Below are 16,345 nucleotides of genomic sequence, written 5' to 3'. Positions count from 1 at the left end.
TTTTCGTTGCGCCAGTGCATCGAGTATTCGCATGTCGTCGTGTTATGAATCTGCGTTGCTTATAGGCTTTTTGCTTGACAGGCTCAGGTGAAATCACTAAAGTGCGCACCATCTTTCGGCGGCTAGGTAGCTCAGTTGGTTAGAGCACAGCACTCATAATGCTGGGGTCGGCAGTTCGAATCTGCCCCTAGCTACCATCTAATCTTTTCTGCAAGATTTATGATGGTTGCTAAAACGAGTTTTCGTATAGTAGCATCGAAAGGCCTTTGTGAGCGAAGAGATAACAATTCGCTAATTTGCTGGGGTGTCGCCAAGCGGTAAGGCATCAGGTTTTGATCCTGACATGCGGGGGTTCGAATCCCTCCACCCCAGCCATTTATCCTGTTGCTGTGGCAGTTGTTGTAACAGTCGTTGTAACAGCTGTAGAGATAAAGAATGGCATGTTTCTTGACATGAGCATTCTGAATCACGACAATAGCGGCCCGATTCAGTGGCTAGGTAGCTCAGTTGGTTAGAGCACAGCACTCATAATGCTGGGGTCGGCAGTTCGAATCTGCCCCTAGCTACCACTAGTTCGAATATGCATCCTGCATAATCTATTGGGGTGTCGCCAAGCGGTAAGGCATCAGGTTTTGATCCTGACATGCGGGGGTTCGAATCCCTCCACCCCAGCCATACAGAACCTTCCTGAGATATCAGGAAGGTTTTTTTGTGCCTCTGTTTTTAATCAGGCCGTTAAGGCTTGAGATGGTTCAGGGGTAAAGCGGTCTTATGAACCGGCTGGCGGAGTACAAAGCTGGAATGTACGCCGGTGACGCCAGTAATTTTTGTGATCTTGTTTAGCAGAAAATCCTGATAGTAATTCATGTCCGGCACCATCACCTTGACCATATAGTCTGCCGATTGCCCGGTAATCAACAGGCACTCAATCACTTCGTCATAACTGTTGATGGTTTCTTCAAAGTGTTCAAATCGCTCCGGGGTGTGTCTATCCATACTGATATGAATCAGAACGGTAAGGCTTAGTCCCAGCTTCTGTGGGTTGAGCAGTGTTACTCTGGCGGTTATTAATCCTGACTCCTCCAGCTGCCTGACCCTGCGCAGGCATGGGGATGGCGTCAGTCCAATCAGATCGGCCAGATCCTGATTGCTGATATGGGCATTCTGTTGCAGCGCTTGAAGTATCCGGATATCGTAACGATCGAGTTTCATGATATTTTCTTTTAATAATTATTAAGTCTTTGGAATATTATTGCGCTGTTTTTGGGTTTTATCCACCAATTCGCAATCTTTTGCCACGCCGTTTTTTCTATAATTATCCCGTAATAAAGAGTGTCGCCAAAAGTGACCTTCAGCCATCCCGGCCACAAGCCTGAGATGAAAAAGTATTCCCAATCAGGAATGCTGGTCAGAGGAACTCACAAGGTTCAATGACGGAGAGCGTATTAGCAGGCCAGGTGTTATGAGCTCAAGCGAGATTACCAACCGCTGATTATCTGGGGAGATAATCAGCGGTTTTTGCTATTGGTACGAATATTTTTTTACGGGTTTTTAATAACCCGGTAATCGAAAAGTAAGTAGATTCCGTTTGCTGCGGGGTGAACTTTATCTGAATATTTTTTGCTGGACGTTCTATTATTACGCTTCCATAAATTATCAACCTTTATCTGCAAGGATTGACCTTGGACGCAACCATTACTCTGGATCTTGTGCTTTTCCTTTTTACTGTTGCCTCGGTGGCTGGATTTGTTGATTCCATTGCGGGTGGTGGGGGGCTGATATCAATGCCCGCGCTTCTGGCTGCCGGGCTTTCACCGGTTCAGGCGCTGGCAACCAATAAGCTTCAGGGGGCCGCTGGTACGCTGTCTGCCAGTGTTTACTTTATTTCCAAAGGTGCGGTTAACCTGCGGGAGATACGTCTGCCAATAGTGATGACCTTTATTGGCAGCATGATGGGGACGCTGCTGGTGCAGAGGATTGATGCCGGGGTTTTGGAACAGGCCATTCCCTTCCTGCTGATCGGTATTGTCCTTTACTTTCTGTTTTCTCCACGACTGAGCTGTGACCAGTCACGACAGTTGATCTCTGTGCCGGTGTTTGCGTTTACCGTGGCGTTGCTGATCGGTTTTTATGATGGCTTCTTTGGGCCGGGTACCGGTTCGTTTTTTACCATGGCGTTTGCAGGCTTGCTGGGGTATTCCATCACCAGTGCCACCGCTCATACCAAAGTTTTGAATTGCACCAGCAATTTGGCCTCTTTGCTGTTTTTCATTATTGGTGGGCATGCGGTCTGGGCGGTTGGTCTGGTCATGATAGTGGGCCAGGTTATTGGTGCCAGACTTGGCTCATATGTGGTACTTAGCCGCGGCGAGGCATTGATCCGTCCCATGATTGTCTGCGTGTCTCTGGCTATGACGGCCAAACTTCTTTGGGGTAATTATGGACATTTGCTCCAGTGAAAGGCATCTTGTTTGAAACCATTGTCCCTTTTTATCTGTCGAGGCTGCCCGCTACCGGGCAGCTTTGTGGGTAATGCCAGCTGAGTTTGCAAACCCCGTTATTCCCGGTGACTGGTTAGAAAGACAATAGTCTTGGCGGCTGGTTTATAGCCGGAGCAATGGCGAACACCTCAACAGAGTACTTCTAGCCAGATCAGCCGGACATTTGGGTAATTCAGCTGGTTTAATTTCGGAACTTTAGTGCATGGAAACAACCTGGTATAGCTGGCTGTTTGGCGCTGCCTATTTAAGTGCCATTATTGCTTTTGCGGTTGTAGTGATTATGACCCGAAGGCCTGTGGGGGTTTCTCTGGCCTGGCTGGTGTTGCTGTTCGCGTTGCCGGTGGCAGGGTTTGTGCTGTATCTGTTATTGGGTTCGCCCCGCCTGGGCATTGGTCGTTTAAAACGCATGCGCACACTTTATCCGGATTATGCCCAGTGGTATCAGCACCTGGCCCGGATTATCTCAGGTGGTGAGCCATCCCGCTGTCCGGTGACCAGTCATCATGGCATTTTCTCATTGGCAGAAAAAAGCATGAGTATTCCTTTGCTGCCGGGTAACCACCTGCAGCTCTTTTCAGATTTTGAAAACATTATCGAACCTCTGCTGCGTGATATAGAAAATGCCCGGCAAAGTCTCTTGATTGAGTTCTATATATGGGAGCCGGTCGGTCGGGCTGAAGAGGTGGCGGAAGCGGTTATCCGCGCTTCCAGGCGAGGGGTTGATTGTCTGGTTGTGCTGGATAATGTCGGCAGTCGGGATTTTTTGAATGGAGTATGGGCGCGTCGTTTTCGCCTTGAAGGGATCAGTGTTACCGCATCCATGTCAGCCGGCCCTCTGCGCATGCTGGTGGAGCGTATGGATATTCGTAACCATCGGAAGATTCTGGTGGTTGATGATCAGGTGGCCTGGACCGGCAGTTTTAACCTGGTAGATCCATCCCTGTTTAAGCAGGATGCTCAGGTCGGACAGTGGGTGGATGCCATGGTCAGGATTGATGGTGTTGCTGCCCATGTGCTCGGAGCCATCGTGCAGTGGGATAAGGCACTGGAAACCGGGCAGGGGCACCCCTCGTTCAACCGGCAGTATGAGTACCCTTCGGCTGAGCATCGTGGCCGGGACGGTGCATTTGTACACGTTCTGCCGTCCGGACCTGATGTGGACCGGGAAATGCTGCAGCAGGTTCTGCTGACGGCTATTTACGAAAGTCGTCAGGAACTCCTGATCAGTACACCGTATTTTGTGCCCGATGAGTCTTTGCTGACGGCCTTGAAGTCAGCAGCAATGCGTGGTGTGGATGTCCAGTTGCTGGTGCCAGAGAAAAATGACTCGAGAATGGTTCATCATGCCAGTCGCTCCTATTATCAGGAGTTGCTGCAGGCTGGCGTGACTATTCAGCAGTTCAGAGGGGGGTTGCTGCACACCAAGTGTGTTCTGGTGGACCGTGAAACAGCGCTGTTTGGTACCGTAAACCTGGATATGCGCAGTGTCTGGCTGAATTATGAAGTGACGTTGATTGTTTATGATGATGGCTTTGGCCAGCAGATATTTCATGTGCTCCAGTCCTATATGAATCAGGCGGGTGAGGTGGATATCAACCGTTGGTCAAAAAGACCCTTTCGACGGAAACTGCTGGAAAATACGCTGCAGCTATTAAGTCCGCTGCTGTGATTGGGCGCTGGGAATAACGTTAATAGTGATTACTGCTGAGGTTTGATGCTTACTTAAGGGATTTCTTCTTTATTATTGATTAAAACGCAATAAATCCTGCTTTTTTGTTATTTTTAGGTGAAAGCACTGATATAGCTAGAGCCTCATGTATGAAATAAAGAGGCCTCTCGGGAGGCCTTTATTTCGCCTCTCCATGCTCACTTCCAACACTATTCTTTCTGGTTACAGGGTTTGCCGTTCTGGTATGGCTGACCGGTCGTTTGCCAGAGAGAGTGGGTACAGGGGACAGGTTTTGTCGCAGACTTTAAAAGCCACAGATATTATGGCCACGGGCCTGATGACCTTTGCGCTCTTTCTGGGCGCAGGAAATATTATCTTTCCTCCATTTCTGGGGCATATGGCGGGCACTGAGCTGATGATTGCGATGCTTGGATTTCTGCTCACTGGAGTAGGCCTGCCGTTGCTGGGTGTGCTTGCCTGTGCTCGTGTCGGTGGTGGTCTGGAAAAGCTGACTACCATTTTCCCGGCAAAAATCGCCTTAACCTTTGCAGTTGTTCTGTTTCTGGCTATCGGTCCTTTGTTTGCCGCGCCCAGGACCGCTGTTGTTTCTTATGAGCTGGGTCTTCTGCCGTTTATTGCTGAGTCCGGTGCGGTTTCGCTGGCGCTGTTTTCCATAACGTTTTTTGCTGTTGCGCTGTATCTGGCACTGTTTCCGGGCAGGTTGGTTGAGACGGTAGGTAAAGTGATCACTCCGCTACTGATGGGTGTTCTGGTGATTATTGCCGTTGGTGCTTTGCTTTTTCCCCAGGGAGAAGCTGGTGCTGCCACCGAGTCTATGATCAGTCAGGGCTTCTTTAATGGTTTCCGTGAGGGTTACCAGACCATGGATACCCTGGGGGCACTGGTATTTGGCGTGGTTATCATCAATGCTATTCAAAATAAGGGGGTTACGGATACACGGCAGGTTGCGCGCTATACCTTTATTGCAGGCTTGATCGCTTCTGTCGGTCTGTCACTGGTGTATCTGGTATTGGGTTACATTGGTGCTACCAGTCATCAGCTGGTGGGTGCTCCGCAAAATGGCGCAGAGATTATCAGCCTGTTCATCGACGCGGTGTTTGGGTCCTGGGGGAAGGTGGTACTGGCTATCACAGTTATTCTGGCCTGTTTGACCACTGCGATTGGTTTGCTCAGTGCCTGTGGTGAATATTTTTCCCGGGTATTTCCGGCATTTAATTATCGCACCTGGGTGATTCTCTGCGCCCTGGCCAGCGCACTGATTGCCAATGTTGGATTGAATACATTATTGCAGGTTACCATTCCAGCGTTGCTGATTATCTATCCTGTCGCGATTGCTTTGATTGTGGTGACACTGTTGCAATCGTGGCTGGCGAAACCTGAGCGGGTAATGGCGTTTGTACTAATTCCAGTGGGTCTGATCAGTCTTGTAGAAGGTCTGCACGCCGCTGGCCTGGCTTTCATTGAGCCAGCTTACGCAGTGCTTGCGTATTTGCCTTTGCAGACAGAGGGTCTGGTCTGGTTGTTACCAGGTATTCTGGGTGGTATTTTTGCGATGATCACGTCAGTTCGTTCCTCGCAGGACGCCAGGCCTGTTCAGGGGTAACAGGTATCAGGCTGCCCATTGTATCGGGCAGCCTCTGATGTTTAATGCCTGACCGGGTCAGTAAGAGCTTTGAGATACGGTTGACCGTGGTGATGTTGTGTGATGGTTTCAGCCAGAGTTTTCCCTGCGCTGTCCCGGGCGTCCAGATTCAGGCCGGCTTCCAGATAAAATGGGATAAAACGGGCAAAATCATCCGCACGAAGGTAGCGGTAGGCTCTTAACAGAATGTGATAGTCTCGACTGCTGCCAGCGGCTGGCTGCAGTGTCAGCAGCGCTTTCAGGCGCTCATCACTTAATTCCTCTCCAATGACTTTCTGTTTGTCTTTCTTCATGGCTGACTCACTGTCCAGTGTTTTATGGGTAGGGTTTGTCTGGGCGAAATCTATAAGCAGATGGATATTTTACTGAGTCGAAAACAAAGATATATAACCTCAATAGGATATTTTGAGATTACGTTAAGCATAAAAAGAATAAAAGTAAATGTTTGCAGTGGGATTTAGACAGGCTCAGATAATCCATTGCCGGAAAAGCGGCCTATAAGGCGACATGATTTTGACAAAGAGTTTATTTTACCGGGAATCACTGTCCGGTTGCCTGTTTTCTGAAATCACTATTGGCTTTGTTATTCAAATTTTCTTGCACGGCTACAATTGATTGAGTAATTAAAGGAATGTTTGAGGGCCATTATGGATAGGGCATCTAATACAGGTTCGCTTAGTTTACAGCAACTGGACACGATCAAAACTCTTCTTCAAGAAGGGAATAAAGTTACCATTACATTTGGTCCTAAGGGTACGGTTACCATTACGGCAGTAAAGGTTTTATCAACACCGGGTCTTAAGTTATCAGACCAGGAATCAGGTGTATCCGTGCCCAAAAAGATACCCCTTGAACAGAGAAAAGTTGGGATAGCCGCTGAAAAAGATACGGTTTCCGTTCGGAAAAAAGTATTTAAGAAACTGAAGCAGTTCAATACGAGCGTTAGTGAAAAATTAAAAAGTTCATTCAATGGTATCAAAAAAGCCGTCAAGCATGAAAACTGGGAAAAAATTCCAGAAGAATCAATAAAGGGCGGCTCTGACCAGTTGAAGCTTGAAGCTCAAGCACACAATGACAGAATTGATCAACTTGAGAGTGCTGAGAAACAGGAGGTTGATAAGCAAACAGAACTGGATAAGCTCAAGCAGCTCTACAAAGATACCATTAAGGTTTGTGAAAATCCTGATGGCGTGATCCATAGCAAAAAGAGAATATCTCTCCCAATTCCTATTGAGGACGCTGATCCTGTGATAATTGCATCAACGGATCCTGATGCTCGGAAAGATCTGGTCAATATGGTGATTAAGCAGGTTGAAAATTCAGGTTTGTCTGATCGAATGGAACGGCTTGATTCAGAAATACAAAAGCTGAGATCTGAGCAGAAGCAGTTGAAATCTTCAATAAAAGATAGTGGTAAAGAAATTCTCAAACATTTTAAGGAGCAACAGCATACTCTGGAACAGGGCAAGGGTAGAAATACCAGGCTATCTGAATTACAGGATACGTTGACTCAGCAGCGTATCAAGCTGGACGATAAGGTTGACCAGTTGCAGACTGAAATCAGAGCACTGAAAGCAGAGAAGCAACAAACACAGGAGTCCGTTGCTGAGCATAAGAAGCTTCTGTCAGACTTGAAAAAACAACTGAGTCTGCTCAGTATGATCCCAAAAGAGCGTGAGGGAATACCGACAGCATTCACTGCTACGGTGAATAGTATTGAGAAAGCGCAAAAGATTATTGAAAATGGTAGTGCCAGGTTGGAAGCAATACCCGGTGAGATGAAGGAGAAAAAAGCAGAGCTTGATACTAAGATGAAAGAAGTGGATAGCTTGCAAAAAGGTAAAGAATTAAAACAACAGGAGAAAGCTGACAAGAGAGAAATGGAAGCTGAACAGAATATGCTTAAACAGCAATTAGGTAGAAATCTTCGGAAAAAATAATCTTTTATCGAAAAAAAATATTCTTAAACCATGGAAAGGAAGGAGTCATAAAAATGACCGCTATAAGTAACAACCGGGTTGATCAAATTCAAAAACTACCTTTTGCTATAAAAGCAGATATTGTTAACCCAGAAGTAGGGTTTCTGAATGGGAAGCAGGTTACTATTCAGGAGATTAATCCAGAAGAGTTTGTCGGTATCCAGGTTTCTGCGGGTAAGTTTGAAGAGCTTCCTAAAAGCATCAGGCCTGTAAAGGTTGCCTTTAAAGATTTTCGTCAGTGGCTCAGTAACTGCCGTCCTGTTAAAGGAATAAAGCATTTGGTGATGGGCAAAGGCAAGAGGATGGTGAAAAATCAGAATTGGGGAGAAATTTCCCCAGCTCAGGCTCAAAAAGCTTTAAAAGCTACTCACAGTAATGACAAAAAGCAAATATTGGCGGAAGAGATTCAGAAATTTAATACAGATTTGAAGACGCTCGGTCAGAAGAAAGAGGATCTTAACGAGTTAAAAATGCAAAATGATCAATTCAGAGAAAAGTACAAAACTATATTGTCGATTGTTGATGGGGATTTGACCTCTTTACGTAACGGATCAGTGATTGTTTTACCGCCGGCCACTGAGGATGGGGAGCCTCAATTGGTGGCTTTGAAAAGTGGTTCAGAGAGAGTGCGTAAAAATGCTGTGAGAAAACTTGCAAATATTTTCATGGATAGTGAGGCTTACGATCTGTTCAGCAGGAATGTGCATCAAGTTTCTAATATTGAAAAAGAACGTAATGAATTGAAGTCATCTTTGGCTAAGCAGGCAAATAATTTTAAAAAAGAACATAAGGGGCTTATTAATGAGAGAGCTGATGACTTCAAAGAGACTCTGGCCCTTCATAGTAAGAAAATGAAAGATGAAGCCATTTCAGACTTGAAAAAAGCTGAAGTCGAATACACTGAGACAATAAATAAAAAAATTGATAATAAAATTTCTGAAGCTAATAAACTGAGTAATCAAATAAAAGAAAACCAAACCCGCATTGGTGAGATTCAAACTGTCATTGCCGAGAAACAACAAAAACTACAAGGTTACGAAATGTCGTTAATGTTTGTTGAGGAATCTGAGGTCAAGCTGCCTGAGTTTGCACCCAAAATTACAACTGCTGAAAACATTAAAAAAATCAACGTGGGTAAAACAGAGCTTCTCTCAGAACTTGGAGCTGAACAGAAAAAGCTTGAAAATCTGCAATATGCCCTGAAAAAAAATCAGGATGATCAAATACAGGTTATGAAAGACTTAAAAACTCTGCAAGCTGAGAAAAAGAAAGAGATGACAGCATTACAAAAAGCACGAAAGAAAATCGAAAACCAATACGATGATAAAACTTCGGAGATGAGCAAATTGTATGACCAGGATATCAAGGCTCAAAACCAGACGGTAACCAAAATGTTCAGTGGCTCTGGATTTAAAAAGAAAGACACTGCCCAACCACAAAATGACCAGGAAAATAATCCTGAAGCATAACACTGGCGAAATGGATTAACCCAAATCAAAAAGCCTCCGGACCGGAGGCTTTTTTTCTAAGAAATTGCAGGATTTCAATGACCTTTCAGGGCATAAATGCCATTGGCATTACGCCAGTAACCCTGATAGTCCAGACCGTAGCCAAAAATATAGCGATCTTCGATTTCCAGGCCGGTGAAGTCAGCCTTCAGGCCGGGGCGGGCTTTACGGTCATGCTTTTTATCCACCAGAACCGCAGTCAGAACGCTGGCAGCACCTTCTTCCTTACAAAAATCGATAATTGCATCGAGAGTATGTCCTTCATCCAGAATATCGTCGATGATCAGGACGGTACGATTTTTGATGGTCTGGGTTGGGCGAACTTTCCACTCCAGGCCGCCACCGGTCAACTGGTCCCGGTAACGGGTTGCATGCACGTAGGAGGCTTCCAGGGGGAACTGCATATGAGTCAGCAGTTTGCCGGTAATCACCAGGCCGCCATTCATTACGCAGAATACCAGCGGGTTGCTATCTGCCAGCTGGTGGGTAATGTTGCGTCCCATGGTGGCGATGGCATCTTCAATCTGCTGCTCGTTATAGAGACAGTCGGCTTCATCCATCACTTGCCGGATATGGTCGAGATCAACAGACATGTTGTGCAAACCCTGATCGTTTGATTGGCGGCCGGTTATTCCAGTGAGTCAACTCATGCAGTACAGGTGTCGGACACCCTGGCGAGCGGCAGTCCATTTTTGATTAAAAAACCATTTTTACTCTCCTGTGGAGAGCTGGAAACAGTTTTCACGAAAAGCAAAGCAGGAAAAAATACCGTTGTTGTCGTCAATGGGCAAGAGAAAACTACATGATTGTTGCGGTTGTAAAAACCTATGGGCAGTGCGGACATCCTGTGGGAGAATAAGAAGGTTTAGGCGTTGAAAGCTTTTGCACGATCATTCTCTCAATGAGTGCTTACTCAGAAACGTTTTCTATCTCAGCCATTCATTTTTTACTTCATTACCCATCCACCTCCAATCAGACAGTTGAGGTCATGCATGAGCGTACAGGAAATCAGGCATCCGCTGGTACAACACAAGCTGGGACTGATGCGATCCCACGATATCAGTACCAAGGGCTTCCGTACCCTGGCCAGTGAGGTTGGCAGCCTGCTGACCTACGAAGCAACCAAAGACCTCGAGCTGGAAGATACGGTGATTGAAGGCTGGAATGGTCCGGTGACCGTTCAGCAGATCAAGGGTAAGAAAATCACCATTGTGCCGATCCTGCGTGCCGGCATTGGTATGATGGATGGCGTTCTGGATATGATCCCCAATGCCAAGGTCAGTGTGGTAGGTCTGTACCGCGACGAAGAAACCCTGGAACCGGTGCCTTACTTTGAAAAACTGGTCAGTAATATCGATGAGCGTATTGCCCTGATCCTGGATCCAATGCTGGCTACCGGTGGTTCCATGCTGGCGACTATAGATATGCTGAAGAAGGCAGGTTGCAAAGAGATCCGCTGTCTGGTGCTGGTGGCTGCGCCGGAAGGTATTGAAAAGATCTGCTCAGCGCATCCTGACGTGAAGATTTTTACCGCATCTGTTGATCAGGGGCTTAATGACAACGGTTACATCATTCCGGGCCTGGGTGATGCCGGTGACAAAATTTTTGGTACTCGATAAGTAACGAATAAGGATATCCAACAATGAATCATTCAGCACAGTCGGGGGACAGCCTGCACTCAGAGATGTCGCTCTGGCGGCAGGCGCTGATGGGGGGGCAGATGCTGTTTGTTGCCTTTGGTGCACTCGTTCTGGTGCCGTTGCTGACCGGGTTGGACGCCAATGTAGCGTTCTTTACCGCAGGTATCGGTACCCTGATTTTCCAGCTGATCACACGCCGACAGGTGCCTGTCTTCCTGGCATCTTCTTTTGCCTTTATTGCGCCGATGACGTTCAGTATTCAATCCTGGGGCCTGGCGGCCACCATGGGTGGCATTATGGCCGCCGGTGTGCTGTATGCCGCCTTGAGTGTGCTGGTCAGGTTGCGTGGATCCGGCATACTGTACCGGTTGTTTCCACCTGTGGTGGTCGGGCCGGTGATTATGGTGATCGGCCTTGGCCTGGCACCGGTTGCCGTTGGGATGGCAACATCCCCTGTTGAAGGGTTAATCTCTGCTGATCAGGCTCTGTTCCTGGCCGCGATCTCGCTGCTGGCGACCCTGCTGGTGGCGACCATGGCCGGTGGGATTCTGCGACTGATTCCCATCATCTGTGGCATTGGTGCAGGCTATATTGCTGCGGTGATCATGGGGGTTGTGGACTTTCAGCCTTTGTTTGACCGCCCATGGTTTGCTATTCCGAATTTCACCACCCCGGAACTTAATTGGAATGCGGTGCTTTATATGATTCCGGTGGCCATTGCCCCCGCCATTGAGCACATTGGTGATATGCTGGCGATCAGTTCAGTGACCGGGAAAAAGTATCTGGAAAAACCGGGGCTGAAAAATACACTGCTCGGTGATGGTCTGGCGACGACGGCTGCGGGTATGTTGGGTGGGCCCCCCAATACCACCTATTCAGAAGTCACGGGTGCGGTGATGCTCACCAAAGCCTACAACCCCGCTATTATGACCTGGGCCGCAGTCATTGCCATTGGTGTGGCGTTTATCGGTAAAATTGGTGGATTCCTGTCAACCATTCCAGTGCCGGTAATGGGCGGTATTATGATGCTGCTATTTGGTTCCATTGCCGTTGTTGGCCTTAACACGCTGATTAAGGCAAGGGTTGACCTGGGACAGCCCCGCAACCTGGTGATTGTCTCTATCGTGCTGGTATTTGGTATCGGTAATATGGGTATTTCACTGGGTGAATTTTCACTGAAGGGCGTCAGTCTTTGTGCACTGACTGCAGTCATTCTGAATTTGCTGCTACCCCATCGTGCCGGGGAGGATCGATACCAGTCTGCTGAAGTTGGCAAAGAAGACGTTGCCTGAGAAGCGGAAACAGGCGGTACTGTTGTTAAGTAGTTAACCAAATGAAATCATATATTTCTGACTAAGTTGTCAGTCACTCTGCGGCGTTGCAACTGCCCACTTAGCCAGAAATATACGATTCCATTTGGCCAACTACTTAAGTGCCGCCGTTATTATGGATCAGGCTGATGCCGGTTGTTTTTTTTGATTCTGCTCCTGCGTGTTCATCTGGATAAAATACGTAATGCCGCATAACTCCATCAGTGAGGCAACATTGTTGGGTACGTTATATAGCGAGAGATAGAAATGTCCTGCCAGTTGTACCTGACAATGAAGGAGTAATTGCAACCCATCGCTACTGATGCTTTTGAGCAGGGTGCAATCCAGCACAATATGGCTGGTGTCGATTCTGGTTGCATTCTCTACAGCATTCTCCAGAATTTGGATGGTACTGGCATTAAGATCGCCATCCAGAATAATCAGTGTGTAATTTTGATAGCTTTCGAGATTAATGGTTAATTCCATACTCCTTCTCCCGGTGTGATCCCTTAATGATCGAAATAGTAAGGGCTGGGGCTTTGTTTTTGCATAACACTCTGGTTACAGGGTCTGACAATATTGCCAGGCCATAGTTCATTTCAGGAGGTTTTTTTTGTGAGGAATGTTTTGCGGTAATTGGTTGAAATATAAATTATTTTTTAGTTTGACAAATCAGTCCCATGCCAGGTTCGAAGCTTTTTCGTACATCTTGAGCTTGGCTTCCAATTGTTTTACACGAGCTTCTTTATCTCGAAGCTCCAGTTGATAAAGATCATTACACTGGAGTCTCCCCGGTCCGCCAAATTTATACACGAGCTTCACACCAAACTTATTATTATCTCTTACGCTATTGTTGTGCCCTCTTTCATACTGATTATCGTAATCATCATTTCCCATTTCAGCATAGGTCTCCACACTCCATGGAGAATCATCAGCATCGAAAGAACAGGAGATTCCATCAGCAGTACGAATCGAGTCAGCAAATACATGCATGGAAAGCGTCATAGCGGCAATAGCAATAAGTTTCTTCATTTGTCTCTCTTACTTGTGCTGAACTGTCAGAGTGATGATCGCGTCATACGTTCCTGCTTTGACATCTGTCCGTTCGATATGTACGAACTGAGCTGTAGCAAGATACACTTTGTCTGATTTCAGATTGCTGAAATCAGCACCGTCGCCTATCTTGCTGGATTTTGAGCCAATACCCATATAGAGATCATCTTCAAGATTATTAACAGGTTGACCCGATGGAGTATTCAGGGATTCCAATTCGACATGGACAGTCAATGTTTCTCCTGTATTGGAAATAACTTTGAATGCCGTTGGATTGGAAGCAGCTTCTCCTTTGAAGCGAAGAGCACCTTGTGCATCGGTAATTTCGATTCCATACATTGGATCAACGTCAGTAGAGAACTGCATTTGATTATCATCGAGAGCCATTGCAGAAGCAGAAATGAAAAGTGTTGCAGCGAAAATTGATTTGATGTTCATGATTTCATCAAATAATGAATACGAGATCAGCGTTGGTACAAACACGAGTCCTGAATAGATCACGCTCACCGGGGATCGAAACAGAACAGATTTGAAACCTCTGTGGCTTATTTGATGTTTTGAATATAAGAGGTACATCAATCTTCCTGGTGGAATGAGCCTGGATCACTCCAGTTGTATCAATCACTTCACCATCTACAGTGATTTCATAGTCAGACGATTTCGATATCGATGACACTTTGATCTCTACTGTTGTGACTCGTGTCATTCGAATCGCTTCTTCGATATTGTCTTTGCCACCAATGTGAATGGGACTTTGTGTCTGGGCAAAAACAGAAGAGGAGAACATCAATGCTAAAAATAATTTTTCCATTATTAATCAGGGGGGGTCTTCCCTTCTCCTTGGATTCAAGAGCCATTTCAGAATCAACTTGATCGATAGAAGTGGCCAGTATGGTGGCAACAAAAGCGATTTAAAGTTGGTTTTCTTAAATTACATATACAATTCCAAAAGTAATAAGTTCACTAAATTTAAACGGTGATTTTATCATCTTGATTAATAAAACAATATTTACATTACTTATGAGTCTTATCAGTCACGACTACGCGAGATCCTTCAAGTCAATAACAATGGATGTTATTCGGGTGGCGACCCGGGCAAAATCCAGCTCAGGCCCTGTATCGTACTGCAATGGTGGTGGCTTAAGAGGGTGAACCGATGTTGCCACCAAGGGAAATTCACTGGAGCCTTCTCCCTCTGCCGCCAGCGCAGGGAGACCGGGCTGGCATGGATGGTGTCTGCCTGTGGATAAGTGATCACGCCTGATGGTTGTTGAAGAGGATCCCGATTATCGTCCAGCAGAGCAATATTTTTGTCATTACACTTGCTAAATAGATTGATTGGGATATAAAACGATCAAATTCTTAAAAATAACGTATTTCATACTGGGAAATAGATATTTATATCTGGCTATTTGCCCAGTATCCAAAGGAGTTCTGGTTTGGCTGTATCGACTTCGGCAGAAACGTCATGGAAAGAGCCCGGTTTTCTCCATGCTTTTATCACCCTTGCTGCAATCATTGGCGTCATCAGTGTCGGGCTTTTTGTTCTGGAAACCAGCCTGCACAGCTTGATTCTGTTGTCCCTGATGATCGCTTCCATCAGTGCCTTTGCCCTTGGCTATGACTTTCGTGCCATTCGGGGTGCCATGAATGCCGGGATTAGCGGAGCGCTGACGGCGGTTTATATTTTTATTCTGATCGGGGTGCTGATTGCCGCGTTTATTCAGAGTGGTACGCTGGCAACATTGATTTACTACGGCATTGAATTTGTCAGTCCGGCGCTTTTCCTGCCTGCCGGGTTGCTTCTCTGTAGCCTGATGTCCCTGGCCACCGGTACCAGCTGGGGAACGGTTGGCACCATGGGGGTTGTCCTGATGGGGATCGGGACCTCCATGGGCATACCCGCACCCCTGGTTGCCGGAATGGTTATCTCCGGTGCCTGCTTTGGTGACAAGATGTCACCGGTTTCCGATACCACTAACTTGGCTGCCATGACCTCAAGGGTTGATCTCTACTCCCATATTCAGAGCATGCTGTTTACTACAGGACCGGCCTATTTGTTGGCCCTGGTGATATTCTCGCTGATGGGGCTCGGTTACGCTGAGAACCCGTTGCCCGCTGAACAGTTGTTCGCCATGCAGGCGGCTTTAAAGGATACCTTCACGATCAATGGCCTGACTTTGTTACCGCTGATCGTTATGTTGCTGCTCAGTATGGCCCGTGTTGCAGCTGAACCCAGCATGATGGTGGCATCTTCTGTTGCGGTGGTGCTGGCTATCGTCCTGCAGGATCAGAGTCTGCCCACGGTGCTTAACAGTCTTTATGGCGGCGGCACGGTTGCGACAGGCCTGGAGAGCCTGGATGCATTGCTTGGACGAGGGGGGATCACCTCAATGATGTGGACACTGTCATTATCTCTTATGGCCCTGGCACTGGGTGGCATTCTGGAGCGTTGCCGTTTTTTGCGGGTGCTTATTCAAACGATTGTGATAAAAATAACCAGGGCATCCACTCTGGTTGCGACCACTGTTATTGCCTGCTTCACGGGCAATCTGACCATGGGGGAAGCTTACATATCGATCATATTGGGTGGTCAGCTGTTCAGTGAAGCCTATGATCAAAAGGGTGTAGATCGCCGTGTGCTTTCGCGCTCTCTGGAAGAAGGGGCGACACTCACCACAGCGCTTATACCCTGGACTACCGGAGGTGCGTTTTTTGCCTCGACCCTGGGTGTTGCCGTGATTGAGTATGCGCCCTGGGCTCTTTTAAACTGGCTCAGTCCGGTTCTTGCTGTGGTACTTGCCATGGTGGGTTTTGGCCTGTTCCGCAAAGGCCAGGATCTTCAACAAACCAGTCCGGCAGTTTAAACATTTAACGGGAAGCGTTCATGGTTTCCCTTGTTTCCGGGCTAAGTAGTTGGCCAAATGGAATCGTATATTTCTGGCTAAGTGGGCAGTTGCTATGCACGGCGCAACGCAGGGAGCATAGCCGTAGCTATGTGACCGGAGTTGCAACGCCGCAC

General features: G+C 47.0%; 16 protein-coding genes and 4 tRNA genes. 12 read left to right on the top strand and 8 right to left on the bottom strand.

Features of this window, described 5'->3' with window-relative positions; all coding sequences use genetic code 11:
• Positions 1 to 120: 120 nt before the first annotated feature.
• The 4 genes from ACO6V1_RS04670 (at position 121) to ACO6V1_RS04655 (ending at position 675) form a co-directional block, all read left to right on the top strand.
• Positions 121 to 197, top strand: a tRNA-Met gene (locus ACO6V1_RS04670).
• A gap of 103 nt (positions 198 to 300) precedes the next feature.
• Positions 301 to 375: transfer RNA gene (locus ACO6V1_RS04665), tRNA-Gln, on the top strand.
• 117 nt (positions 376 to 492) lie between these two features.
• Positions 493 to 569: transfer RNA gene (locus tag ACO6V1_RS04660), tRNA-Met, on the top strand.
• 31 nt (positions 570 to 600) lie between these two features.
• A tRNA-Gln gene (locus ACO6V1_RS04655) sits at positions 601 to 675 on the top strand.
• Positions 676 to 735: 60 nt separating this feature from the next.
• Here the strand turns inward: ACO6V1_RS04655 and ACO6V1_RS04650 are convergent.
• A complete protein-coding gene (locus tag ACO6V1_RS04650) occupies positions 736 to 1,215 on the bottom strand; it encodes an Lrp/AsnC family transcriptional regulator (RefSeq protein ID WP_422449574.1) in 480 nt (159 codons plus the stop codon).
• A 467-nt stretch (positions 1,216 to 1,682) separates the two neighbouring features.
• Here ACO6V1_RS04650 and ACO6V1_RS04645 point away from each other — a divergent pair, with 467 nt between their 5' ends.
• The 3 genes from ACO6V1_RS04645 (at position 1,683) to brnQ (ending at position 5,794) form a co-directional block, all read left to right on the top strand.
• Positions 1,683 to 2,459, top strand: coding sequence for a TSUP family transporter (locus ACO6V1_RS04645; RefSeq protein ID WP_422449418.1), 777 nt, complete (start codon positions 1,683 to 1,685; stop codon positions 2,457 to 2,459).
• Positions 2,460 to 2,703: 244 nt separating this feature from the next.
• The gene (gene cls, locus ACO6V1_RS04640) at positions 2,704 to 4,170 is read left to right on the top strand and encodes a cardiolipin synthase (protein ID WP_422449416.1); all 1,467 of its coding nucleotides are present in this window, start codon (positions 2,704 to 2,706) and stop codon (positions 4,168 to 4,170) included.
• Between the two features lie 292 nt (positions 4,171 to 4,462).
• Positions 4,463 to 5,794 (top strand): branched-chain amino acid transport system II carrier protein, encoded by a 1,332-nt coding sequence (gene brnQ / locus ACO6V1_RS04635; protein WP_422449414.1) that lies wholly within the window; start codon positions 4,463 to 4,465, stop codon positions 5,792 to 5,794.
• A 41-nt stretch (positions 5,795 to 5,835) separates the two neighbouring features.
• On the opposite strand, the gene ACO6V1_RS04630 is transcribed toward brnQ, so the two are convergent.
• Positions 5,836 to 6,126, bottom strand: coding sequence for a PA4642 family protein (locus ACO6V1_RS04630; protein WP_422449412.1), 291 nt, complete (start codon positions 6,124 to 6,126; stop codon positions 5,836 to 5,838).
• A 354-nt stretch (positions 6,127 to 6,480) separates the two neighbouring features.
• Between ACO6V1_RS04630 and ACO6V1_RS04625 the strand changes: the two genes are divergently transcribed.
• Both ACO6V1_RS04625 and ACO6V1_RS04620 read left to right on the top strand, forming a co-directional pair.
• Positions 6,481 to 7,773 carry a hypothetical protein gene (locus ACO6V1_RS04625; RefSeq protein ID WP_422465999.1) on the top strand — a complete coding sequence of 431 codons (1,293 nt, stop codon included), beginning with the start codon at positions 6,481 to 6,483 and terminating at the stop codon, positions 7,771 to 7,773.
• 53 nt (positions 7,774 to 7,826) lie between these two features.
• Positions 7,827 to 9,281, top strand: coding sequence for a coiled-coil domain-containing protein (locus ACO6V1_RS04620; protein WP_422449408.1), 1,455 nt, complete (start codon positions 7,827 to 7,829; stop codon positions 9,279 to 9,281).
• Between the two features lie 74 nt (positions 9,282 to 9,355).
• On the opposite strand, the gene ACO6V1_RS04615 is transcribed toward ACO6V1_RS04620, so the two are convergent.
• Positions 9,356 to 9,913 (bottom strand): hypoxanthine-guanine phosphoribosyltransferase, encoded by a 558-nt coding sequence (locus ACO6V1_RS04615; protein WP_101744821.1) that lies wholly within the window; start codon positions 9,911 to 9,913, stop codon positions 9,356 to 9,358.
• Positions 9,914 to 10,312: 399 nt separating this feature from the next.
• Here ACO6V1_RS04615 and upp point away from each other — a divergent pair, with 399 nt between their 5' ends.
• Together upp and ACO6V1_RS04605 are read left to right on the top strand one after the other, a co-directional pair.
• On the top strand, positions 10,313 to 10,939 hold the full coding sequence (gene upp / locus ACO6V1_RS04610; RefSeq protein WP_101744823.1) for a uracil phosphoribosyltransferase: 627 nt from the start codon (positions 10,313 to 10,315) through the stop codon (positions 10,937 to 10,939).
• A 23-nt stretch (positions 10,940 to 10,962) separates the two neighbouring features.
• Positions 10,963 to 12,252 carry a uracil-xanthine permease family protein gene (locus ACO6V1_RS04605; RefSeq protein ID WP_422465996.1) on the top strand — a complete coding sequence of 430 codons (1,290 nt, stop codon included), beginning with the start codon at positions 10,963 to 10,965 and terminating at the stop codon, positions 12,250 to 12,252.
• Between the two features lie 159 nt (positions 12,253 to 12,411).
• On the opposite strand, the gene ACO6V1_RS04600 is transcribed toward ACO6V1_RS04605, so the two are convergent.
• The 5 genes from ACO6V1_RS04600 to ACO6V1_RS04580 all read right to left on the bottom strand — a co-directional run bounded on the left by ACO6V1_RS04600 (position 12,412) and on the right by ACO6V1_RS04580 (position 14,489).
• Positions 12,412 to 12,756: an STAS domain-containing protein gene (locus ACO6V1_RS04600; protein ID WP_422449402.1), complete on the bottom strand. Its 345-nt coding sequence runs from the start codon at positions 12,754 to 12,756 to the stop codon at positions 12,412 to 12,414.
• A gap of 186 nt (positions 12,757 to 12,942) precedes the next feature.
• Positions 12,943 to 13,302: a hypothetical protein gene (locus tag ACO6V1_RS04595; protein WP_422449400.1), complete on the bottom strand. Its 360-nt coding sequence runs from the start codon at positions 13,300 to 13,302 to the stop codon at positions 12,943 to 12,945.
• 9 nt (positions 13,303 to 13,311) lie between these two features.
• Positions 13,312 to 13,761, bottom strand: coding sequence for a hypothetical protein (locus ACO6V1_RS04590; RefSeq protein ID WP_422459266.1), 450 nt, complete (start codon positions 13,759 to 13,761; stop codon positions 13,312 to 13,314).
• A 7-nt stretch (positions 13,762 to 13,768) separates the two neighbouring features.
• A complete protein-coding gene (locus ACO6V1_RS04585; RefSeq protein ID WP_422465995.1) occupies positions 13,769 to 14,134 on the bottom strand; it encodes a hypothetical protein in 366 nt (121 codons plus the stop codon).
• 229 nt (positions 14,135 to 14,363) lie between these two features.
• Positions 14,364 to 14,489 carry a hypothetical protein gene (locus ACO6V1_RS04580; RefSeq protein ID WP_422449394.1) on the bottom strand — a complete coding sequence of 42 codons (126 nt, stop codon included), beginning with the start codon at positions 14,487 to 14,489 and terminating at the stop codon, positions 14,364 to 14,366.
• A 273-nt stretch (positions 14,490 to 14,762) separates the two neighbouring features.
• Between ACO6V1_RS04580 and nhaC the strand changes: the two genes are divergently transcribed.
• The gene (gene nhaC / locus ACO6V1_RS04575) at positions 14,763 to 16,190 is read left to right on the top strand and encodes a Na+/H+ antiporter NhaC (RefSeq protein ID WP_422449392.1); all 1,428 of its coding nucleotides are present in this window, start codon (positions 14,763 to 14,765) and stop codon (positions 16,188 to 16,190) included.
• The last annotated feature ends 155 nt before the right edge of the window (positions 16,191 to 16,345 follow it).

The sequence above is a fragment of the Endozoicomonas sp. ALC013 genome (genome assembly GCF_049310205.1).
GTDB lineage: Bacteria > Pseudomonadota > Gammaproteobacteria > Pseudomonadales > Endozoicomonadaceae > Endozoicomonas.
Note: the sequence above shows the minus strand (reverse complement) of the source record. Positions and strands in the feature narration are given on the sequence as shown.